This window comes from Desulfallas thermosapovorans DSM 6562 (genome assembly GCF_008124625.1).
Lineage (GTDB): Bacteria > Bacillota > Desulfotomaculia > Desulfotomaculales > Desulfallaceae > Sporotomaculum > Sporotomaculum thermosapovorans.
Map to the genome: position 1 here is coordinate 15,255 of NZ_VNHM01000004.1, position 21,941 is coordinate 37,195.

Sequence of the window (21,941 nt, forward strand, 5' to 3'; positions counted from 1 at the left end):
CATGCTGCCAACGCGACACCAGCAGAGGATGAAAATTACCGACGATATTTTTAGGATATATCGACTTATAATCTTTACGTTGGCTGGTTTTGTGGTGCCCACGCAGGTGCCAGGTGTTGAAAGTCTAAAAAGAAATTCTTTTAGATTTTTTGCGCACCGGAAAGGCATTTGCAACACCCGGCACCAAAGCCTGCTTTTCCAACAAGTTTTGAAATTAAAATATTTTAGGGATAGATGTGATATGAATGATGTGTTTAAACAAACCATTGTACGTGGATGCACAATGGCAGGGATTGAAATACCCGGTGATGTTATAAAAAAATATGAAAAATATTACCAGTTACTGTGTCAAAAAAATAGCGAATTTAATTTAACTTCTATTACTGACCCTGCGGAAGCAGCTGAAAAACATTTTATAGATTCGATTTTGCTGTATCAGGATATATCCAGGGATAAGAGTATATCAACAACAATTTCAATGGTGGATATAGGCAGTGGTGCCGGTTTTCCCGGTTTGCCACTAAAAATATATCAACCGGATATCATCATCACATTAATTGATGCGGTGGGTAAAAAAGTAAACTTTATGCAGCAGGTAATAAAAGAACTGGATATAGATAATGCCCGGGCCATACATATCAGGGCTGAAGAGTTGTCAGTAACCGGTAGAGAAAAATATGATGTGGCTGTTAGCCGGGCTGTGGCGGAACTGCGGGTTTTGGTTGAGTACGCTCTTCCCCTTGTTAAAGTAGGGGGTCTATTTATTGCAGCCAAGGGTCCCAATGTTCAGGATGAATTAAGTTCGGCTGAGCGTGCAATAAAAATCCTTGGTGGGAAAATAATTGGTACTCGCCATATAGCTTTACCTTTGAGTCATGAGGGAAGATCCATCATCACTATTGAAAAGGTAAACAACACCCCGGATAAATACCCGAGAAGGGCCGGTATACCAAAAAAGCGACCACTATGACTTATTAAAGACATGTATAAAGTAACAAAATGGCGGGGTTTTCAGCCCTGTTTTTTTTATTGCCTGAATGTGGGGAGGAAGTAAGGTAATTTATGTGGAATAAAAATTTGTAAAGGAAAGAAGCATCTAAGGGGTGCATATTGTGGGACAAATAATTGCTATTGCCAACCAGAAGGGAGGAGTAGGTAAAACCACTACGGCGGTTAACCTTTCCGCGTGGTTGTCCTTACTGGGTTGTAAAGTACTACTTACTGATATCGATCCCCAGGGAAATGCCACCAGCGGTGTTGGTGTTAATAAGGATGCCCTTGAATACAGTGTATATGATTTGCTTTTAGGTAACGTGGAAACCGGCCTGGTAAAAATAAAAAACATCTTGGATAAATTGGATATAATACCTTCATCAATAGAATTGGCCGGTGCGGAAATAGAAATGGTGGATATAAAAGAAAGAGAATATCTATTAAGAAATATATTAATTAAGGAAAAGGGCAAGTATGATTATATTATCATTGATTGTCCACCATCGTTGGGTTTGCTGACCATTAATGCCCTTACAGCAGCTGAATCTGTCATTGTACCATTACAGTGTGAATATTATGCTTTGGAAGGACTCGGCCAGTTGATGAATACCATTAACCTTGTGCAGCAGGGCTTAAATAAGGAATTAGTTATCAAGGGCGTGGTCTTGACTATGTTTGATGGCCGTACCAATTTATCCATTCAGGTTGTTGATGAGGTGAAAAAATATTTTAAGGATAAGGTATTTAGAAGTATCATCCCCCGTAATGTAAGATTAAGTGAAGCGCCGAGCCACGGTAAACCGGTAATGTTGTATGATCGACGTTCCAGGGGAGCTGAACTTTACCAGGAATTAGCGCGTGAGGTGATGGGCATTGAGTAAAAAAAGAGGTTTGGGCAAGGGACTTTCCGTTTTAATACCGGTTAAAGAAGAAACTAATGATAATGGCATAAGTGAAAACGAAATGAAGGAAGTCGATATTAATAAAATATATCCCAATCCCAATCAACCCAGGCAAAAAATTGATGAACATAGTTTAAATGAACTGGTATACTCAATAGAAACACACGGGCTGATTCAACCCATTGTTGTGCGGCCCGCAAAAGATGATTGCTATGAGATTATAGCAGGAGAAAGACGATGGCTGGCATGTAAAAAATTAAATTTAGATAAAGTACCTGTGGTTGTTAAAAACTATAGTGATTTGGAAGCTTCAGCAGCAGCACTGATAGAGAATATCCAGCGGGAAGATTTAAACACAATTGAGGAGGCCAGCGCATACAGAAAATTAATGGATAAATATGGTCTAACTCAGGAAGAATTATCAGCGCAAGTTGGAAAAAGCCGGTCATTTATCGCCAATATGGTAAGAATTTTAGCTTTACCCGATGCCATAAAAGATATGTTGATGGAGGGAGTAATTACTGCCGGGCACGCCAGAGCATTATTATCTTTACCGGATCATGAAACACAAATTAAATTAGCTTTAAAGGTTATCAAACAGCAGTTAAGTGTGCGTAAAACTGAGGAAATGGTAAAAAAATATATAGAAATCAAACAGGATACTAAAAAAAATAAAACTGATCCGGTGATTTTAGAGTGGCAGAAAAAATTATTACAGGGTATTGATAAAAAGGTAAAAATAAAAAGCAACCCCAATGGTAGTGGAAAAATAATAATTGAATACAAAGATAACGATGAACTGGTAAGTTTGATAAATAAAATAAAAATCAGTTAAATTGTTTCACGTGAAACATTATTGTATAAAGGAGTAGACATGCTAGGCACCATAGTAAACGTGTTGGCTATTTGCGCCGGTGCGATAGCTGGATTGGTATTAAAAAAAGGTATTAAGCCCTCGGTTAAAAAAACCGTTATGCAGGCTATTGGCCTGTCTGTCTTACTGGTGGGCTTACAAATGTCATTGCAAAGTAACCAGATAATCTTAGTGATTATAAGTTTGGCCCTTGGGGGTATAAGTGGAGAGTTACTGAAAATTGAAGATAATCTCCATAGATTGGGTTTATGGCTACAAAACTTAGTTGGTAAAAAAAGTGGTGATATAGCCAGTGCCTTTGTAACAACAAGTTTAATATATTGTGTTGGAGCTATGGCAATTGTGGGTGCTATTGAGGATGGTTTAACCGGTAATCCAAACACATTATTCACCAAAGCCATACTTGATGGGGTAAGCGCTATTTTTTTTGCTTCGACAATGGGCATTGGAGTGATTTTCTCTTGTATACCAGTGTTAATTTATCAAGGAACCATCACATTAACGGCATCATTTTTAAAGGATATTCTTAATCCCTTCGTTATAAACCAGTTAACAGCTACCGGTGGTTTATTGATTGTTGGTATTGCTATAAATATCCTTGAGCTCAAGAAAATTAATACAGGTAATTTATTACCCGCTATTATTATCATTGTCCCATTGTCTTACATAGTAAAAAATCTAAACCTGGTTTAAAATATTAAAAAGTCTGGAGCCATTAACAACTCCAGACTTTTCCTTTACTATATTCCACTGCTACTTTGGATAACCCGTTGGCAATGGCATCTGCCATTTTCATAACCAGGTTAAGCCGGGTGTTTTGAAGTACCAGGTACTCCATGAAACCACCAACATTAACAATACCGGTAATATGAATATGTCCAACCGGTGGTAGTGATTTATTTACACCGGCTCCGGGTTTTAATGCGCCCTCACTTATAGATATCTGCCCTATATTATCTACACTTCCCAGGCATGCATCCAGCGCAATTATAAAGGGATTGGGATATTTTTTATTTATTTCGTCAAGACAGTCCGTTAAATTACCCGCGTGGACCGGTTGGTCAAGATTTCCGTATAGTTCAAAAAAATTATTATTCTTACAAACTAATTTACTGCCCACCAGCGGTCCCAAGCAATCTCCGGTGGAACGATCGGTGCCAATACATAACAACACAATTTGCTTGCCGCTGCTAATGTTATACCGGTTGAATTTATCTATAACTGCCATGCATATTTTTTCTGATGCCAGTGGATCCTCAACATGTACTTTGATCTTTTTTGTGGTTTCGTTAAACACAGGATTAGCTATAGCCACATAATCACCTCTTCTTAAAAAACAAACAACTAATATATTTATTTCCTGGCACCGCGCTTTTTATTCTTATTTTGGTTAAAAGGTATTTGATCTTTGCATAAACTCATTTTATAGGGTTTATGGAGGTGAATGTGCTGGCACTAAGTAAACAAGTCTCCGTGCCGAAAATTGCAGCTATGTATATGGGTGCAGTGATTGGCGCGGGTTTTGCGTCTGGCCAGGAAATTCTGCAATTTATCATAGTGCATGGTCAAGATGGTATTAAAGAAGTAGTGCTGGTTACCTTTCTGTTTTGCTATCTGGGAGCGATAACACTATATCTGTCGAGGAAATTAGGTACCAACAATTATTTAGTATTATTGAATTTTTTAGTGGGCAAAAAACTGGCCAAATTAATTGATATAATAAGTTTATTAATGCTGGCCGGTGGACTGAGTGTAATGTTATCCGGCAGTGGAGCTGTTTTTAGCGAACATTTTAACATTCCCGCCTGGTATGGAATACTAATAATAGCAGGTATAAATTGCCTGGTTTTACTATGCGGTATGCATGGTGTTTTATGGATAAATGTTATTCTGGTGCCCTTAAAAATAACCGCTATACTTATAACATCATTATTACTAATACAATTGCAAAATAACCCCATAACAGCAAATCTTGCCGTGCAGCAATCAGAAAATATCAGACACTGGACTTTCTCCGGTTTATTATATGTCTCGTATAATATGATTTTAGTTATTGCCGTGTTATCCACCATTGGAAAAGATATAAATACTAAAAGTGCCATAGCCGGTGGCATACTGGGGGGATTGGGACTGGGTGTTACTGCAGGGGTCATGGTTATAGCCGGATTAACTGTTTACCCCGAAATTACAAATTATAAGGTGCCCATGATTTATATGGCCGGCATCATTGGCGCCGGCTTAAGGAATACTATGGGATTGTTGATTTGGCTGGCTATTTTAACCACAACTGTGGCCAATGCCCATGGTTTTGCCTCCCGGGTGGCTGAACCCGGAAGTTATAGATATAAAATGATAGGTATTGGGATCACACTACTGGCTATTCCACTGGCCAGGTTAGATTTTGACAAATTGGTTGGTATAATATACCCTATATTTGGATATGCAGGTTTATTGCTAATTATTATTTTACTGGTGGTTCCACCTGTTAAATATTTGCGTTAAAAATTTGCAAGAAATTAATTAATTGGTGAACTAACACAGGAGGGATTATATGAACTGGTTGGATTGGGTATTAATCCTGGTGATAACACTCTCCGCCCTGAGGGGGTTGTCCACCGGTTTTTTCGCCGGGGTTGCCAGGCTACTGGGGTTAATACTGGGTATTGCGGCAGCTTTTACGTGCTACCGCCGGTTGGCCGCCTACCTTGATGCCCAGTGGGGGTGGGGAGACAGTATTGCCGGATTCCTAATTAATCATTTTTCTAATTCACTGCTTCCGGATTTGGCCGGAAAAATATCCATGGACGGATTGCAGCAAACTATCCCCGGGAGTTTGGATAGTATTGCCCATCAACTGGCTTTATCAGTGCTGGAGTTTATATCTTTCGTATTGATATTGCTGGCGGTGGCAATGGTAGTAAAAATAATTATGCAGTTTTTCTCCGGCGCAGTAGCCCATACCTTTTTAAGCCCTTTGGACCACATTGGGGGACTACTGCTGGGCCTGGCCCGTGGTCTGGTAATAGTTCTGTTGGTGGCGCTGTTTCTAGAACCTGTGTTATCCACCGGGGTAATGGCAGGTTATGAACAAAATGGTGCAATCAGTCGCGCCGTGGCGGGTTCATTATTAATTCCTTACGCTTATCAGATATTGGATGTTATTAATCTCCATTTCCCGTTGAGTGCATCCCCGGTTGATTTGATTGTGATGCATGGATGTAGATATATATAAACAGGCTATAATAATTGCACTAAAATATATGGGAGGTTCCTTATGTCAGAGATTAGTAACTTTGCTTATAGTAGAAAAACCGTTTGGGAACATTTAAACAACCAGGAAAAAGAAGCTGTAATGCAAATGGGTGAAGATTATAAAAGATTTATCAAGCAAGCTAAAACAGAAAGGGAAACAATTAAACTGGTCAAAGAGTACATTGAGAATAATGGTTATGTACCGGTGGATAAAGTCACGGGGCCACTTGATACTGGTGACCGGGTGTACCAGGAGATAAAAGGTAAGGCGCTGGTCATGGCTGTAGTCGGCCAGCGTCCCCTGGTTGAGGGTGCAAATATTATCGGAGCCCATGTGGATAGTCCCAGGCTGGATTTAAAGATGCACCCGCTGTACGAACAAAGTGGACTGGCTTTATTAAAGACCCATTATTACGGCGGTATTAAAAAATACCAATGGCTGTCACTGCCACTGGCCTTGCACGGGGTGGTTATTAAAAATGACGGCTCAAAGGTTTACATATGTCTGGGTGAAGATGACCAGGACCCGGTTTTTTTAATTACGGATTTACTGCCTCACCTGGCCAAGGATCAAATGGACAAAAAATTAATCGAGGCCTTTCCGGGTGAAAAATTAAATGCTCTATGTGGCAGCCTGCCGGTGGATGACATTAGTGTTAAAGAAAGGGTCAAGGAATATATACTGGGCATATTAAACAGGCATTACGGTATTATTGAGGAGGACTTTATCAGTGCCGAATTGGAACTGGTGCCCGCCACTACTCCCCGGGATATAGGGTTTGATCGTTCCCTGGTGGGAGCCTACGGCCAGGATGACCGGGTATGTGCATATGGTTTATTGATGGCGATGGCTGGAATACAGCATCCTGTTAACACCGCCATAGGTGTTTTTGCTGATAAAGAGGAAATCGGCAGTGTGGGTAACACAGGTATGGAATCGAATTTTTTTACCAATTTTATGGCTGAACTGGTTGGTAAAACCACCGGTCAATATAATGAACTGGTACTGCGCAGGGCCATGAGCAGGTCCCGGGCTTTGTCGGCTGATGTTAACGCGGCCGTTGACCCGGATTTTGAAGATGTAATGGAGAAAAATAACGCCTCCCGTCTTGGTTGTGGGCCGGTAATTACCAAATATACCGGTTCCGGGGGTAAAAAAGGATCCAATGATGCCCATGCTGAATTTGTGGCCCGGGTAAGAAAAATATTCAATGACCAGGGTGTTATCTGGCAAACAGGGGAATTGGGCAAGGTGGACCAGGGAGGAGGCGGCACCGTTGCCTATATGATGGCCAATTTAGGCATGGATGTGCTGGACTGCGGTGTTGCTTTACTGGGTATGCATTCCCCTTTTGAAGTTAGCCATAAAGCTGATATTTATATGATGTACAAGGGGTACCAGGCCTTTTTAAAGGCTTAAAAATACAATTATGCTGGGTGGTTGGTTATGCTGGTTAAATATAGTGTGGGAGATATAGTTAAAACGCGTAAACCGCATCCCTGCGGTGGTGATGAGTGGGAGGTAATGCGCACCGGGGTGGATTTTCGCATTCGGTGCACAAAATGCGGGCGGGTATTAATGTTGCCCAGGCCCAAGTTTGAAAAGAGTGTGAAAAAAATTATACATTCCAGTGCCGGTGATAAAAGTTAGTTTCTGCTTGCCCTGTTCAATTATCTGTGCTATAATTTTATAGCCAATTTTGGCAATGTTATTATATTATATGGACCTGCCCTGCTCCACTTTCGGGGTAAATTACACCAGGCGACTTGATGACGCTGTCGCTTGTCTGTTTACCGCACGGACACAGTGGGGCCTTATGTCCACAGGGAGGAGGTGAATATCGTGCGTCAGTATGAATTAGTATTCATCATTAGGACAGACCTTGAGGAAGAAGCCACCGAGGCTTTGATTGAAAAGGTAAGGACTATTGCAGAAACCAATGGCGCCGAGGTAACCAAGCTTGAAAAGTGGGGCAAACGTCGTTTGGCCTACGAGATTCAGCGTACCCGTGAAGGTTATTACGTCATAATGAACTTCAAAGGTGACGCAGCGGTGGCCGCAGAATTGGACCGGGTACTGAAAATTACCGAAAATATACTGCGGTACATGATTGTTCGCGAAGATGAAAAGTAATCTATAAGTATATAGAGATAAAGCAAGACCAAGGCGGTGATATAATGTTAAATAAAGTCATATTGATCGGTAGATTAACCCGGGATCCCGAACTGCGCCATACACCTAGCGGTATGCAGGTGGCAACTTTTTCCCTGGCATTAAACCGCCAGTACACAAACCGGCAGGGTGAAAGAGTGGATGGAACGGATTATATAGATATTGTAGTATGGCAAAAGCTGGCTGAGACCTGTGCCAATTACCTGGGCAAGGGCCGGTTGGTGGCGGTGGAAGGAAGACTGCAGTCACGTTCTTATGATGATAAACAAGGTATACGCCGTAAAGTTGTTGAAGTTGTGGCAAGCGATGTTCGATTTTTGGATTCCGCCAGAGATGCCCGGGGTCCGGTCATGGGTGGAAACCAAGCCGCCGAAGGTGAGCACTTTGCCAGCGAAATTAGCTTTAATGAGGAGGATATTCCGTTTTAGGAGGGAAGTACAATGAGACGTGAACGTGGGCGTCGGGGCAAAAAGCGTATTTGCAGTTTTTGCGTCGACAAGATGGAAAGTGTGGATTATAAAGACGTACCGCGTTTAAAAAAATATATCACCGAGAGGGGTAAGATATTACCCCGCCGCATATCCGGCAACTGTGCCCGCCACCAGCGTATGTTGACCCTGGCGATTAAACGGGCCAGAAATATAGCACTTTTGCCATTCACCGCAGAATAATTTAAACTTTACAGTCTTTTACAGGGGAACGCTATGTTCCCCTTGCTTTTTTTAACCTGGTATGCTAATCAATAAATAACAGTTTGATATACGCAGCGTAATGAAGGAAAAACTGTACCGGTGCAGAAATATAATTTGTTGTGATGTAAGCCGGATAAAACAAATTTGAGGTGGTTTTTTGCATCCGATAAAAAGGTACCCGGGCGCAATAGAAATAATTATTGCGGGCACCGTTATGTCTTTACTGGGATTACTGGGCCTTTACATCGCACCGCTGTATTTTTTAACCATGTTGTTATTGCCCATGCCGCTGGTTTATCTAATTTTAAGGCGCGATTTATATCATGGATTACTGGCCGTAATACTAACCATGATTATGCTGTTTATTTCCTTTACCAGCATCAGGCCGGTGGGGTTGCTGGTTTTACAATTTGCTCCCTTAGGTATTTTAATTGGCTTAATGTTAAAGAACAAGGTGACTGTGGATAAAAGTATGGCGGTGCTCTTCTTTTGGGCGCTTACCATAGCGGGTCTGAATCTAATGTTTAGTTTTTTCATTGGTGGTGCCGGTATATCCCAGGTGACCGACGAGTTTCGTGCCACTATGGAGCAAACGTCTCAGTTATATAGCCAAAACGGCTTGATTGATGAGGCAGATAAAGAACAGTACCTGGCCCTTACCAGGCAAATGATTGAGCTTGTGCAAACCTTTTTGCCCGGTAGTGTGGCCGTGTGGAATATCATGATGACCATGTTCACTTATTTTATTGCCAGGCACTTGATGCGCAGCCTTGGTTTGTGCGAGTCGACCAATTATTATTTTACCCAGTGGCGTTTGCCCTGGTATTCTATTTGGTTGATTATTACCGGCCTGGCGCTGACCCTGGGCGGTGACGAGTTATCCTGGCAGTTGATGGAGGTAACAGGTAAAAATATACTGTATATTGCGGCTTTTATTTTTTTTGTACTGGGTATGGCTGTGATTGCTCATTATATACAGATATGGGGAGTTTCCAAAATAGTAAAATTTATTGTATTGTTTGCAATGCTACTGTATTTACCCTTTACTGCCATGATGGTATTAACCATTGGTGTAATTGACCCTTTGATTAATTTCCGCCGACTGCCGAATAATGACGACAATAAAAACAAGGGAGGCTAAACAATGCAGGTCATTCTTTTGGAAGATGTTAAAAAGCTCGGCCAAAAGGGCCAGGTAATAAAGGTAGCCGAGGGTTATGCCCGTAATTTTTTAATTCCCAAAGGTCTTGCCGTGGAAGCATCCAAAGGCAGGCTAAAGGATTTGGAAAAACAAAATGAGGTTAAAGCAGCCCAGAGAAAAAAAGCTGAGGATGAGGCCAGAGCCCTGGGGCAACAGATGGAAGGCCTGAAGCTGGTTATTCCGGCCCGGGTGGGTGATGCCGGTAAATTATTCGGTGCCATTAATAATAAGGATATCGCGGAATTTTTACAGCATAAGCATGGCTTCAACGTTGACAAGAAAAAAATTATTTTAAAGACCCCCATCAAAGCATTGGGTGAGTACGGTATTACCATTAAGCTGCACCCGGCGGTACAGGTACAAATCAATGTGGAAGTCGTTCCGGAGTAGGTTAACAACTGACAGTTAAGGAGATTTGACAGCAATGAAAAGTATTCTGGAAAAAATAAAGGGTAAAACCGATTTAAGTGCCAAGTTCAGGGAACGGGAACAGTTGCGCCGGCAGGTTAATTCCTTGTTTAACCTGCTCAGTGATTTATACGGTTCGGATAAAATTGTACTGCGGGCCGGAAAATTGAATATTTTACAAGCGATGCGTTCCGATTATTTGCCTGAACAGGTACTGGCCCTGCAGAAGCTTGTTTTTGAAGATCCTACTATCGAAACCGTACCGGAATTGGATGATATACCAGGGATATTGGATGAGATAGAGAATGAGATTGCCGATATAATAGCCAGGCGTACTCTTGAAGATGAACTGGAAAAGAAGATCAATGAACGGTTGCAGCAGCGCCACGAGGAGTATGTACGCGAAATAAAAATGCAGATCATTAAGGAAAATGCCGGGCCGGAAAATGCTCAAACATTGAAGAAATTTGCAGTGCTGGAAAAACTGGAACAAAAAAGTTTGGTCCGTTCTGCGTTGGATATTTTGCGGCCTGCCAGTATTGATGAAATTATAGGCCAGGAGCGACCGGTGCGGGCATTACTCTCCAAACTGGCGTCGCCTATTCCCCAGCATATACTGCTTTACGGGCCCCCTGGAGTGGGAAAAACCACTGCAGCCAGATTAGCCCTGGCGGTGGCCCGGGGATTAAAACACAGTCCCTTTGAAACCGATGCTGCCTTTGTGGAGGTAAACGGGACTACGCTGCGCTGGGACCCCCGGGAGGTGACCAACCCGCTTTTGGGTTCGGTACATGACCCCATATACCAGGGGGCCAGGCGTGATTTGGCTGATAGCGGCGTGCCCGAGCCTAAACCCGGCTTGGTGACAGACGCCCATGGTGGTGTGCTGTTTATTGACGAAATAGGGGAACTGGATGTTATATTACAAAACAAATTGTTAAAAGTGCTGGAGGATAAGCGGGTGTTCTTTGAATCCTCTTATTATGATCCGTCGGACAACAATGTTCCCAAATATATTAAAAAATTATTTGAAGAGGGTGCACCGGCGGATTTTATATTAATCGGTGCCACCACCAGGGAACCGGAGGAAATCAACCCGGCTATCCGCAGCCGCTGTGCCGAGATATTTTTTGAGCCGTTAACCCCTTCCGACATTTATAAGATAGTATACCAGGCCGCCCAAAAGTTAAATGTGGCCATAAATGAAAAAGTGGCCAATCTCATTGCCGAATATACCATTGAAGGGCGCAAGGCGGTTAATATTTTGGCGGATGCCTATGCACTGGCCTGCCACAGGTCGCCGGATGATGCCAACCCGGCCATTAGTGAAACCGATGTTTATGAAGTTATACAGGTCAGCCGCCTGACACCATATGTGATACGGCGGGCTGCTGAAAATAAAGAAGTGGGCCGGATTTTCGGCCTCGGTGTGGCCGGGTTTATTGGCTCGGCCCTGGAAATTGAAGCGGTGGCTTTTCCGGCCAGGCGCAAGGAAGGCGGGGTGATCCGCTTCAATGAAACTGCCGGTAGTATGGCCAGGGATTCCGTGTTTAACGCAGCCTCGGTGCTACGCAAATTGACGGGCCGTGATTTATATGATTATGATGTACATGTAAACGTGGTTGGTGGCGGTCGTATTGATGGCCCATCAGCCGGTGCGGCCATATCACTGGCTATTTATAGTGCTTTGGAAAACCTGCCCGTGCCCCAAAATATCGCCGTTACCGGGGAGCTTTCCATACAGGGCATGATCAGAGCTGTTGGCGGTATACCGGAAAAAATTTACGGCGCCAGACAGTGTGGCATTGATACCGTGTTTATCCCCTGGGAAAATAAAAAGGATATACCGTCGGACGCCAGGGGTGTAAAGGTTATAACAGTCAAAACATTGGAAGAAATTATCGAGCATATCTTTTCAGATCATGCCAGGCCAGTCAGTTGAATAACTTAGCAGGTGATGATGTTTATGTGGGATAAAGTCCCTCCCCACAATATAGACGCCGAACAGTCTGTTTTAGGCGCGCTGTTTTTGGATAACAATGCCATTGCCATCGTAACGCGCTTTCTCCAACCGGAAGATTTCTATATGGAGGCCCACAAGGTTATCTATAAAACTATCCTGGATTTGGAGGAGAACGGCCAGGCCGTTGACCTGGTAACGGTAACGGACCAACTCCGGCGCAAAGGTACACTGGAAAAGGTGGGTGGGGCTACCTATGTAGCCACCCTCAGTAATATTGCCCCCACCGCCGCCAATGCCGAGTATTACGCTCGCATTGTGGAGGAGAAAGCGCTATTACGTAATTTAATCAACCTGGCCACCCGCATTGCCGGCATGGGTTACGAGGGTAGTGAAGATGCGGAAAGGTTGATGGAAGAAGCCGAAAGAATGCTGCTGGAATTGGGTTCACGGCGTACTTCGGCATTGTTTACCGAAATTAAAGATATACTGGTGGATGCCTTTAAGCACATGGAACACCTTTATAAACACAAAGGGGAAATAAACGGGGTACCCACCGGTTTTATAGATCTTGATCGTCTCTGCCAGGGCTTACAGCCCGGGGATTTGGTAATTGTTGCGGGGCGTCCCTCCATGGGCAAAACCAGTTTTGGTTTATGTATTGCCTATCATGCAGCGCAAAAAATTAATAAACCCGTGGCTATTTTTAGCATGGAAATGTCCAAGGAACAACTGGTGCAGCGGATGCTTTGTGCTGAAGCCATGGTGGACCAGCATAAAATACGCACCGGCTTTATTGGTGACCAGGACTGGGGCAAGCTTACCCAAAAGGCCAGTGAATTGGCCAGATTGCCCATTTTTATCGATGACTCGGGCGTCCTTACGGTGCGCCAGCTCAGGTCTAAAGCCCGGCGCCTGCACATGGAAAAAGGGCTGGGCTTAATTGTGATAGACTACCTGCAGTTAATGCAGGGTAGCGGTCGTAGCGAAAACAGGCAGCAGGAGATTGCCAATATCTCCCGTTCATTAAAAGCTCTGGCCAAAGAACTGGGTGTGCCGGTTCTGGCGCTGGCCCAGTTAAGCCGTTCCGTGGAACAACGCCAGGACAAAAAACCTATTATGTCCGACTTGCGTGAAAGTGGCAGTCTTGAACAGGATGCCGATGTGGTTATGTTTATATACCGGGATGAATATTATAATCCCGATACTGAAAAAATAGGCATTGCCGATATAATTGTAGCCAAGCAAAGAAACGGTCCCACTGGAGTGGTGGAACTGGCTTTTTTGAAGGAGTATACCAAGTTTATGACCTTATCCCGGCGCAATGACGGTGAATGAGCGTTCATAATCAACCTTGACAGAAAAATTCCTATTTGATAATATTTTATTGTTGTGCACAAGTTAATATGTAACAATATACAGATGCCCTAAATATCGTAATTAATTGACTCAAACACAGCACCCGTTTGGGTTATTTTTGTGTTTGGGTGTGCAAAATATTTAAAGGAAAAACAGGGGGTTTGCCCAATGACGCAGCATTATGACGTAATTATTGTGGGTGCCGGTCCAGCCGGAATTTTTGCTGCTTTGGAATTATCCGGGAAAAGGAAGGACTTGCGGATATTGATATTAGAGAAGGGCCGTGATATCGATCAGCGCAATTGTCCCTCCCGGGAAAAGGGTGGCAGTTGCTTTAATTGTCATCCCTGTTCCACAGTATGTGGTTGGGGTGGTGCCGGTGCCTTCAGTGACGGCAAGCTGACCCTTTCATCAGAGATAGGTGGTAGTCTGGAGCAATACCTGGGTGTGGAAAAACTAAACGAAATGATTAAAGAAATCGACCGGATATATCTCGAATTTGGTGCTCCCCAGCAGGTTTACGGCTTGGAACACCAGGACGAGATACATGAATTTCAGCGCCGGGCTACCATGGCTGATTTAAAATTAATTCCAGTGGCTATACGTCATTTGGGCACCGGGCGTTGCCAGGAAATTTTACAGCATATGTATATGCATCTTGTTGATAAGGGTATTGAAGTACGTACCCGGACGATGGTGGACCAAATTATTACCGACGGGAACCGGGTTAAGGGTGTTCGTACTGTCGGCGGTGAAGAGATTACCGGTGATCACGTGATACTGGCACCGGGGCGGGAAGGGGCCGAGTGGCTGGCCCGGGAAGCTTTCCGGTTGGAACTGCAAACCGGAGTCAACCCGGTTGACATAGGGGTGCGGGTGGAAGTACCTGCGGCTGTTATGGAGCCTTTAACCAGGGTGTTCTATGAATCTAAACTAATATATTATTCCCGGGCCTTTGATGACCGGGTGCGTACCTTTTGCATGAACCCGCACGGGGAAGTGGTTATGGAAAACAATGACGGGTTGGTGACGGTTAACGGGCACAGCCATGCCTTTAATAAAACGGATAACACTAACTTTGCCGTATTGGTCAGCAAAACTTTTACAGAACCATTCCGGGAACCCATTGCCTATGGCAAATATGTGGCCAGCCTGGCTAACTTGCTTGGTGGCGGTGTAATTGTTCAGCGTTTGGGTGATTTACTGGACGGGCACCGGTCCACGGTGGATCGCATGCAAAAATGCCTGGTAACACCCACTCTCAAAGAGGCTACGCCGGGTGATCTCAGCCTGGTATTTCCATACCGGCACCTGGTAGCCATTGTTGAGATGCTTAAAGCGCTGGATGCTATTGCTCCCGGTGTTTATTCCCGCTATACACTGCTATATGGCGTGGAAGTCAAGTTTTACTCTTCCCGGTTGGCCTTGACCAATGGCCTGGAAACGCGGATTAAAAACTTGTTTGCGGTGGGCGACGGTGCCGGTGTCACCAGGGGTCTGGCTCAGGCTTCGGTGGCGGGTATTGTGGCTGCCAGGGAAATTCTTAGCAGAATATAAGGGGGATACCGAATGTCTACGGTGGTATTGGTTGGTGCGCAATGGGGAGACGAGGGTAAAGGTAAGGTTACTGATTTTTTGGCCCGGCAGGCACAAATGATAGTACGTTACCAAGGTGGAAACAATGCCGGGCATACCGTGGTGGCGGACGGTCAGACATATAAACTGCATTTAATCCCTTCGGGTATTTTATATGCAGACAAACAATGTCTGATTGGCAACGGGGTGGTGATTGATCCCGGTGTACTGCTTTCCGAGTTGGATACCCTGGAAAAACAGGGTGTCAGCACTGCCAACTTAAGGATCAGCCCCCGGGCCCATGTGATTTTTCCTTACCATAAGAGCATAGACATGGTAGAAGAGGAAAGTAAAGGTAGTCGTAAAATCGGTACCACATGCCGGGGCATCGGTCCGACTTATACAGATAAAGCTTCCCGGGTGGGCCTGCGCATGACGGAGTTGATTGACCCGGAGGAGCTGGCGGAAAAGCTGCGTTATACGCTGGAGTCAAAAAACAATATCTTATCTCGCCTCTATGGAGCCGGGGAGAGCTTTGATTACCAGCAAGTGCTGGAACAGTATTCCGGGTATGCCGACCGGTTGAGAGATTATGTGGCGGATGTATCGGTACTGGTCAATGACGCCATTGACCGGGGAGACAAGGTTTTATTTGAGGGTGCCCAGGGTACTTTACTGGATCTCGACCATGGCACCTATCCCTACGTCACATCCAGTCACCCCATTGCCGCTGCAGCGTGCCTCGGTGCGGGGCTTGGACCGACCAAAATTAAGACTGTGGTTGGCGTGGCCAAGGCTTACATTACCCGGGTGGGTGAAGGCCCATTCCCCACTGAATTACATGACGATTTGGGTGATTTAATCAGGGAGAGGGGCTGTGAATTTGGTACCACCACCGGCCGCCCGCGCCGTTGTGGATGGTATGATGCGGTCATAGCCCGTTATGCAGCCAGGATCAATGGCCTGACCTACCTGGCCGTTACTAAACTGGATGTTCTGACCGGTCTTGAAACACTGAAGATATGCACGGGTTACCGCTATAAAGGTGAAATTATCAATGATTTCCCGGCCAGTTTAAAAATGCTGGCCCAGTGCGAGCCGGTATACCGGGAGTTTCCGGGCTGGCAGGAGGATATATCCAGTGTTACCGATTACAATGATTTACCCCGGGCAGCCAGGGATTATCTTAAGCACCTGGAGGAACTGTCCGGTGTACCAGTGGCCATTGTGGGCGTGGGTCCGGGTAGGGATCAAACACTGGTGTTAAAGGAGATTTTTTAGTTATTATTATTAAACCATAAACCTGTAGAAATAAAACATATGACTTTACAGGGTATATTAGTTGGAAGGAATGAAATATTTTGTGTGAAGCTGGTGCCGGGTGTCCACCGGTTGAAAGCCCTTGACTTTCAACATTATATTCATACCTTTCCAGGGCACAAAACGTCATGAAAGATTTTCTTTTACGACTTTCAACACCCGGCACCAAATGTAATAATATTTATAATAGGAACGACGTAATAGTTCCCTCGCTTAGCAAAAAAACTCTATCTTGTCATAATAAAAATTGTTGACACTTTGATTAATTTACTGTAAACTATACAACTGTAAGACGTCAGTGAGCCATTAGCTCAGCCGGTAGAGCACCTGACTTTTAATCAGGGTGTCCCGCGTTCGAGTCGCGGATGGCTCACCAAAAACGGCCCCATGGTCAAGAGGCCTAAGACACCGCCCTTTCACGGCGGTAACCCGGGTTCGAATCCCGGTGGGGTCACCAAAGCCAAACCACCTTTCCATTACCGGAAAGGTGGTTTTTTTACTATTTAAGGAAAGCTTATGCGGGCTGTGAGGTTATATGCGGGACATACTCCTTACAGAGGAGGTATTGCAGGGAAGGTGTGACCTGCGGGTTTGTTGATGAGAACGAGGCGGATAATAAGCGGCGAATTTCTCCGCTCCAACGAAAGGTGTAGGTGGTAACTACCTTTCGTTGTATATTGCGGGTGCCGTGGTTTGATTTTCTCGCTGTAAAAACGCTGCCAGTCGCCGCCCCAGCACTGTCGAGGCATGCTCGGCTTCTACATATTGCCGTGCTTTTTTACCCATTTGGGCGGCCCGGTCGGGGTGCTGCACCATTTCCAGCAAGGCCTGCACCAGGGCTTCCACATTACCTCCCGGTAGAACAACACCCCCGCCGCTTAAATCAACGGGATTACCGCCGGCCCGGTCACATAGAAAAATAACAGGCAGACCGGCAGCCATATAATCAAATATTTTGTTGGGGCTGACCCCCCACTGAAACACAGGGGAATCCTGAAAGGAATGCAGCCCGGTATTAACCCTTTTTAACAAAGATGGCACATACTCTTTAGCCACCGGGTCAACAAAGGTGACATTGTCCAGGTGTTCCCGGGCGGCTCTATCCTGCAGCCGTGGTTTTTCAGGACCGTTGCCCACCAGTAAAAAGTGTACCCGCGTGTCACCCTGCCTTTTTAGCACACCTGCGGCATCCAGTATAGTATCCAATCCATTGGCTATACCGTGAGTTCCTGTATATACCGCAATGAATTTTCCCGATAAGCCGGCCAATATTTTTTCCAGTTCATCCCCTAAGGGTGGGGTATCAGTATTGTAACGGCTTAAATTGACTCCATTAGGTAAGTAGAATATTTTTTCCCCGGGGATACCAAACCGGGTTATATACTCACCGGCTCCGGGTAAAAGTATAATGATCCCGTCGGCTTTGCGATAAAGAAAAACTTCCAGCTTTCTTAACAACCTGATTACGGGGTGACGTTCCGAAATCTTACCGATGTCAATAAGCACCTGGGGCCAGAGATCGCGTACCTCGAAAAAAAAGGGGCAGCGGTGATGTCTGGCCAGCCAGTAAGCGGCCAGCACGGCCAGGAGGTGCACCGAGGAGCCAATGATCATATCAGGTTTTTCCCGGTTCCAGGCCACCTGCATCACCCTTCTGGTGTATTCAAGCATGTTCAGCACCCTGTCCCGGCCATTGTCCTGGTAGGCTGCGGTTTTCAGCCAAACAAAGCGCACACCGTTATGGTACTCCTCCTTGATTGTTTCACCTGGTGCCAAGTGGGCTTCGCTATGGGTTTGGTGATTAAAGGAAGCGGCAAATATAGCCACCTCCCAGCCCAATTGCACCAGTTCACCGGCCAAATCCAGATGCCTGGTGCCACCGCTTTCATTGGGTCCCACCGCGTAATGATTCAATATCCAAAGTCTGGGCATAACGCTCTCTCCCGTATTTTTAATACCGTAACTAACCAACAGCCACCAACTGCGAGTCGATTTTGATGTTGACGTCTTATATTGATGGTGCCGGGTGCCTACCGGTTGAAAGTCAAACAACCTTATATGCATGCCTTGCCGGGGCACGAAACGCCATGAAAGAATTTCTTTTAGACTTTCAACACCCGGCACCAGGGTGTTAATGATAACGGGTGCACTTAGTCATTCCTGGATAACCATTTTTTGACGCACTGGCTGATGTAGTCAATTTGGTCCCGGGAAATTTCCGCATCCATGGGCAGGCTTAATATTTCACGGCTGGCCTCCTCGGCAACGGGGAAATCCCCTGGCCGGTAACCGAGATACCGGTATGCCGGTTGAAGGTGTAACGGTATGGGATAGTGCACTCCTGTTGATATGCCTGCTTCTTTAAGATATTTTTGCAATGCCTCCCTTTGTTTGACCCGGACTACATACAGGTGATAAACGTGTTTTACCCCTTGTGCCACGGCCGGTAGTTTAATGGATGACAGGCCCGCCAAACCTTCCCCGTAATGCCGGGCATTTACAATCCGTTGCTCCGTCCACCGGTCTAGATATTTCAGTTTGACCCGTAGTACTGCGGCCTGTATGCTGTCGAGGCGGCAGTTATATCCCTCCATTAAATGTTCATATTTCTGGGTACGCCCGTGATTTCTAAGCATGGCGATACGCTGGGCCACCTGCTGGTTGTTGGTTACCACCGCCCCGGCATCACCGTAGGCGCCGAGGTTTTTTCCCGGGTAAAAGCTGAAGCAGGCGGCGTCGGCCAGCGTACCGACTGCTTGACCCTTAAACTCGGCCCCGTGGGCCTGGGCGGCATCCTCAATAACCTTTAACCCGTATCTGCCGGCTATTTCATTGATATCATCCATAGGACAGGGCTGGCCGTAGAGATGGACAGCTATCACTGCCTTGACCGGTAAATTCTTTCCCACAAGTTCCTTAATTCTGTCCTCCAGCCGGTGGGGGTCGATTAATAATGTATCCGGGTTTATATCGACGAAAACGGGTTTGGCCCCCACCCGGGTGATGGCTTCGGTGGTGGCGATGAAGGTATTGGGCACGGTAATCACCAGGTCCCCGGGGCCAACCCCCACTGCTTCAAGGGCCAGGATCAGGGCATCGGTACCGTTGCTGACGCCTACACAATACCTGGCCCGGCAGAAGGAAGCGAATTCCTGCTCAAACAGTTGCACTTCCGGCCCCATAATAAAACTTGCGGAATCTAATACACCATTGATGGCCTGCTGGATTTCGGGTTTTATTTTAGCGTACTGGGCGGGAAGATTCATAAAGGGGATTTTTTGCATAGCGCAGCTCCTTTTTATTTTTTCTCGCCTTAAAGACCTCCACCCTCTACAAGGTGGGGGATGAGTGGCGGTAATGGTGCAATTTAAAGTTCAGCCGTGTTTTATTTATAAGGCAGGTTGTTCAAGTAATTGATTATTTTAGCCGGGTTACCGGCCACCACACCCATGGCGGGCACGTCCTTGGTTACCACTGACCCGGCCCCAACCAGGCAGTGCTCACCAAGGACTACGCCGGGCAGTAATGTACTGTTTGCTCCCACCTTGGCATTTTGTTTGATATGGGCGCCCTTTAAGCTGTTTTTAACCCCCGGCGCCAGCGGGTACCGGGCATTGGTGACAACTACGTTGGGGCCTATCCAGGCACCGTCCTCAAGGATACTGAACTCGGGTATGAAAGCCTGGGAATGAATGTGCACATTGTCGTTTATTACAATATGATGTTCAATTACACTGCCGGTGCCGATGCTTACCTGGTTGCCAATTACGTTCTCTTCCCGGATCATTACGTTATGACCGGTTTGAAAACCGGAACCTATTTTATTGCCGGCATAAATCACGGTATGGGAACGTATAACGGCATTATCGCCAATTATTGTTTCCAGTTCACCGTCGGCCCGGCCCTTTGGCGGCAGGCCAATAATTACATAGGCACCGATTTGAACGTTACTGCCAATTTTAACGTTGGAATAAATTTTGTATTCGCCGGACACTTCTCTTCGCTCCTCGCATAGAAAACATAACTGCATTTATGGGTTATGGTTCAATTTAATTTTGGAGTTGCTCATAATGCTCCATATCAAATCAAGGGCCTTTTTACCGTCCTCGCATTTAATCAAGGGCTCTCTTTTTTCCATAATGGCCAGGGTTACATCTTCGATAACCTTATAATGACCGTACCATTTGGGTACTTCTTTGACTTCGGGTTCCGAAACACCGTCAACCCGCCAGGCACGAAAACCGTTAAGTTTGGGGCCGCCCAGAATAACGCTGCCCTTTTCACCGATCACCGTTACAGTTTCCTCCAGGTTTCGGGGATAGGCGCAGGTGGTGGCGTTGATGGTACCGATGGCCCCGCTGGTAAATTCAACTATGGCCACGGCGGTATCTTCTACTTCTATGTCGTGGGCCAGCGTGGCGCGGTAAGCCTGTAATTGTTTAACGTCGCCCAGGTAGTATAGTAAAAGGTCAAGGTGATGGATAGCCTGGTTCAACAATACCCCGCCATCCATTAACTTGGTTCCCCGCCAGGCTGCTTCGTTATAGTATCTTTGCGGCCGGTACCAGTGCACGCAGGCGCTGCCGAATAACATTCGTCCCATAATTCCCTGATCCACCGTATTTTTTAAGAAAGTACTGGCCGGCAAAAAACGATTGTTTAATACCGTCGTTAAAATGCGCCCGGCCCTTCGGGCCGCGTTGATCATAGCACCGGCCTGCTCCGGTGTCATGGCCATTGGTTTTTCCACCACGGTATGTTTACCCGCCCCGAGGCTGTCAAGGGCCATTTGGGCATGCAGACCGCTTGGCGTAGCAATAATAACTACGTCAATGTCCCGGTTGGTCAAAAGTTCATGATAATCATCATAGGCCAGGCAATTAAAGCACTGGGCCATGGCTTTTGATTTTGCCCCATCGCTGTCGGCCACTGCGGCAACGCAGGCAATTTTTAAATTCTCAAACACGTCGATATAACGTTTGGTTATTGCTCCACAGCCGATGATGCCATACTTAACCACCCCGGCTGGTTTACGATCCAGCAAAATTTCCCCTCCTGCTCTGGTAAAATTTTTAATTATTCCTACACAGTACGCGATTAATTATCATATGGTTACTTGAAACAATCATTAAATGGTGAGGCGGGCGATTAAGATAACTATTTTGGTATTGGCTATATTTGATAGCCCGGCGGTTTTTTAATCACCATATTCGACCTTTTTCCATATCATAG

22 protein-coding genes and 2 tRNA genes are annotated in these 21,941 nt (G+C 45.5%); 19 read left to right on the forward strand and 5 right to left on the reverse strand.

The genetic code is table 11. The features are described from left to right. The first annotated feature begins 241 nt into the window (after positions 1–241). From rsmG to LX24_RS04435, 4 genes are all read left to right on the forward strand, one after another. Positions 242–970 (forward strand): 16S rRNA (guanine(527)-N(7))-methyltransferase RsmG, encoded by a 729-nt coding sequence (rsmG, locus tag LX24_RS04420; RefSeq protein ID WP_166510940.1) that lies wholly within the window; start codon positions 242–244, stop codon positions 968–970. A 142-nt stretch (positions 971–1,112) separates the two neighbouring features. Further along, positions 1,113–1,874, forward strand: a complete 762-nt coding sequence (locus LX24_RS04425; RefSeq protein ID WP_166510941.1) for a ParA family protein — start codon at positions 1,113–1,115, stop codon at positions 1,872–1,874. Then, positions 1,867–2,730, forward strand: a complete 864-nt coding sequence (locus LX24_RS04430) for a ParB/RepB/Spo0J family partition protein (RefSeq protein WP_207706532.1) — start codon at positions 1,867–1,869, stop codon at positions 2,728–2,730. Before LX24_RS04425 ends, LX24_RS04430 begins: the two co-directional genes overlap by 8 nt. A 39-nt stretch (positions 2,731–2,769) precedes the next feature. After that, the gene (locus LX24_RS04435) at positions 2,770–3,462 is read left to right on the forward strand and encodes a DUF554 domain-containing protein (RefSeq protein ID WP_166510942.1); all 693 of its coding nucleotides are present in this window, start codon (positions 2,770–2,772) and stop codon (positions 3,460–3,462) included. 22 nt (positions 3,463–3,484) lie between these two features. On the opposite strand, the gene yyaC is transcribed toward LX24_RS04435, so the two are convergent. Further along, a complete protein-coding gene (yyaC, locus tag LX24_RS04440) occupies positions 3,485–4,084 on the reverse strand; it encodes a spore protease YyaC (RefSeq protein WP_166510943.1) in 600 nt (199 codons plus the stop codon). Between the two features lie 131 nt (positions 4,085–4,215). Between yyaC and LX24_RS04445 the strand changes: the two genes are divergently transcribed. The 15 genes from LX24_RS04445 to LX24_RS04515 all read left to right on the forward strand — a co-directional run bounded on the left by LX24_RS04445 (position 4,216) and on the right by LX24_RS04515 (position 17,166). After that, complete coding sequence (locus LX24_RS04445; protein ID WP_166510944.1) at positions 4,216–5,271, forward strand: YkvI family membrane protein; 1,056 nt, start codon at positions 4,216–4,218, stop codon at positions 5,269–5,271. Positions 5,272–5,320: 49 nt separating this feature from the next. Next, positions 5,321–6,001 (forward strand): CvpA family protein, encoded by a 681-nt coding sequence (locus LX24_RS04450; RefSeq protein ID WP_166510945.1) that lies wholly within the window; start codon positions 5,321–5,323, stop codon positions 5,999–6,001. 42 nt (positions 6,002–6,043) lie between these two features. Beyond that, positions 6,044–7,441 carry an aminopeptidase gene (locus LX24_RS04455; RefSeq protein WP_166510946.1) on the forward strand — a complete coding sequence of 466 codons (1,398 nt, stop codon included), beginning with the start codon at positions 6,044–6,046 and terminating at the stop codon, positions 7,439–7,441. A 27-nt stretch (positions 7,442–7,468) separates the two neighbouring features. Next, positions 7,469–7,672, forward strand: a complete 204-nt coding sequence (locus tag LX24_RS04460) for a DUF951 domain-containing protein (RefSeq protein ID WP_423244322.1) — start codon at positions 7,469–7,471, stop codon at positions 7,670–7,672. A gap of 192 nt (positions 7,673–7,864) precedes the next feature. Next, positions 7,865–8,155: a 30S ribosomal protein S6 gene (rpsF, locus tag LX24_RS04465; protein ID WP_166510947.1), complete on the forward strand. Its 291-nt coding sequence runs from the start codon at positions 7,865–7,867 to the stop codon at positions 8,153–8,155. A gap of 44 nt (positions 8,156–8,199) precedes the next feature. Further along, on the forward strand, positions 8,200–8,622 hold the full coding sequence (locus LX24_RS04470) for a single-stranded DNA-binding protein (protein WP_166510948.1): 423 nt from the start codon (positions 8,200–8,202) through the stop codon (positions 8,620–8,622). Positions 8,623–8,634: 12 nt separating this feature from the next. Next, the gene (rpsR, locus tag LX24_RS04475; RefSeq protein WP_166510949.1) at positions 8,635–8,865 is read left to right on the forward strand and encodes a 30S ribosomal protein S18; all 231 of its coding nucleotides are present in this window, start codon (positions 8,635–8,637) and stop codon (positions 8,863–8,865) included. Positions 8,866–9,043: 178 nt separating this feature from the next. Further along, complete coding sequence (locus LX24_RS04480) at positions 9,044–10,027, forward strand: DUF2232 domain-containing protein (RefSeq protein WP_166510950.1); 984 nt, start codon at positions 9,044–9,046, stop codon at positions 10,025–10,027. A gap of 3 nt (positions 10,028–10,030) precedes the next feature. Beyond that, positions 10,031–10,477 (forward strand): 50S ribosomal protein L9, encoded by a 447-nt coding sequence (gene rplI / locus LX24_RS04485; protein ID WP_166510951.1) that lies wholly within the window; start codon positions 10,031–10,033, stop codon positions 10,475–10,477. 34 nt (positions 10,478–10,511) lie between these two features. After that, positions 10,512–12,437, forward strand: a complete 1,926-nt coding sequence (gene lonC / locus LX24_RS04490) for a Lon family ATP-dependent protease (RefSeq protein ID WP_166510952.1) — start codon at positions 10,512–10,514, stop codon at positions 12,435–12,437. Between the two features lie 24 nt (positions 12,438–12,461). Further along, positions 12,462–13,793 carry a replicative DNA helicase gene (dnaB, locus tag LX24_RS04495; RefSeq protein ID WP_166510953.1) on the forward strand — a complete coding sequence of 444 codons (1,332 nt, stop codon included), beginning with the start codon at positions 12,462–12,464 and terminating at the stop codon, positions 13,791–13,793. 189 nt (positions 13,794–13,982) lie between these two features. Continuing rightward, on the forward strand, positions 13,983–15,371 hold the full coding sequence (locus LX24_RS04500) for an NAD(P)/FAD-dependent oxidoreductase (RefSeq protein ID WP_166510954.1): 1,389 nt from the start codon (positions 13,983–13,985) through the stop codon (positions 15,369–15,371). Positions 15,372–15,383: 12 nt separating this feature from the next. Further along, on the forward strand, positions 15,384–16,670 hold the full coding sequence (locus LX24_RS04505; protein WP_166510955.1) for an adenylosuccinate synthase: 1,287 nt from the start codon (positions 15,384–15,386) through the stop codon (positions 16,668–16,670). 339 nt (positions 16,671–17,009) lie between these two features. Continuing rightward, a tRNA-Lys gene (locus LX24_RS04510) sits at positions 17,010–17,085 on the forward strand. Positions 17,086–17,090: 5 nt separating this feature from the next. Beyond that, positions 17,091–17,166: transfer RNA gene (locus LX24_RS04515), tRNA-Glu, on the forward strand. Positions 17,167–17,369: 203 nt separating this feature from the next. Here the strand turns inward: LX24_RS04515 and LX24_RS04520 are convergent. From LX24_RS04520 to LX24_RS04535, 4 genes are all read right to left on the reverse strand, one after another. Next, complete coding sequence (locus LX24_RS04520) at positions 17,370–18,641, reverse strand: glycosyltransferase family 4 protein (protein ID WP_166510956.1); 1,272 nt, start codon at positions 18,639–18,641, stop codon at positions 17,370–17,372. Between the two features lie 218 nt (positions 18,642–18,859). Beyond that, entirely contained in the window at positions 18,860–19,993 is a 1,134-nt protein-coding gene (locus LX24_RS04525; protein WP_166510957.1) for a DegT/DnrJ/EryC1/StrS family aminotransferase, read from the reverse strand. Between the two features lie 101 nt (positions 19,994–20,094). Further along, positions 20,095–20,703: an acyltransferase gene (locus LX24_RS15100; protein ID WP_207706533.1), complete on the reverse strand. Its 609-nt coding sequence runs from the start codon at positions 20,701–20,703 to the stop codon at positions 20,095–20,097. A gap of 36 nt (positions 20,704–20,739) precedes the next feature. Then, positions 20,740–21,753, reverse strand: a complete 1,014-nt coding sequence (locus LX24_RS04535; protein ID WP_166510959.1) for a Gfo/Idh/MocA family protein — start codon at positions 21,751–21,753, stop codon at positions 20,740–20,742. Positions 21,754–21,941 lie beyond the last annotated feature (188 nt).

Excerpts from the sequence above, each read along its gene's own strand:
- rsmG (WP_166510940.1), top strand. The coding sequence starts at position 242 with ATGAATGATGTGTTTAAACAAACCATTGTACGTGGATGCACAATGGCA.
- LX24_RS04435 (WP_166510942.1), top strand. The coding sequence starts at position 2,770 with ATGCTAGGCACCATAGTAAACGTGTTGGCTATTTGCGCCGGTGCGATA.
- LX24_RS04450 (WP_166510945.1), top strand. The coding sequence starts at position 5,321 with ATGAACTGGTTGGATTGGGTATTAATCCTGGTGATAACACTCTCCGCC.
- LX24_RS04455 (WP_166510946.1), top strand. The coding sequence starts at position 6,044 with ATGTCAGAGATTAGTAACTTTGCTTATAGTAGAAAAACCGTTTGGGAA.
- LX24_RS04460 (WP_423244322.1), top strand. The coding sequence starts at position 7,469 with ATGCTGGTTAAATATAGTGTGGGAGATATAGTTAAAACGCGTAAACCG.
- LX24_RS04470 (WP_166510948.1), top strand. The coding sequence starts at position 8,200 with ATGTTAAATAAAGTCATATTGATCGGTAGATTAACCCGGGATCCCGAA.
- rpsR (WP_166510949.1), top strand. The coding sequence starts at position 8,635 with ATGAGACGTGAACGTGGGCGTCGGGGCAAAAAGCGTATTTGCAGTTTT.
- rplI (WP_166510951.1), top strand. The coding sequence starts at position 10,031 with ATGCAGGTCATTCTTTTGGAAGATGTTAAAAAGCTCGGCCAAAAGGGC.
- lonC (WP_166510952.1), top strand. The coding sequence starts at position 10,512 with ATGAAAAGTATTCTGGAAAAAATAAAGGGTAAAACCGATTTAAGTGCC.
- dnaB (WP_166510953.1), top strand. The coding sequence starts at position 12,462 with ATGTGGGATAAAGTCCCTCCCCACAATATAGACGCCGAACAGTCTGTT.
- LX24_RS04500 (WP_166510954.1), top strand. The coding sequence starts at position 13,983 with ATGACGCAGCATTATGACGTAATTATTGTGGGTGCCGGTCCAGCCGGA.
- LX24_RS04505 (WP_166510955.1), top strand. The coding sequence starts at position 15,384 with ATGTCTACGGTGGTATTGGTTGGTGCGCAATGGGGAGACGAGGGTAAA.
- LX24_RS04520 (WP_166510956.1), bottom strand. The coding sequence starts at position 18,641 with ATGCCCAGACTTTGGATATTGAATCATTACGCGGTGGGACCCAATGAA.
- LX24_RS04525 (WP_166510957.1), bottom strand. The coding sequence starts at position 19,993 with ATGCAAAAAATCCCCTTTATGAATCTTCCCGCCCAGTACGCTAAAATA.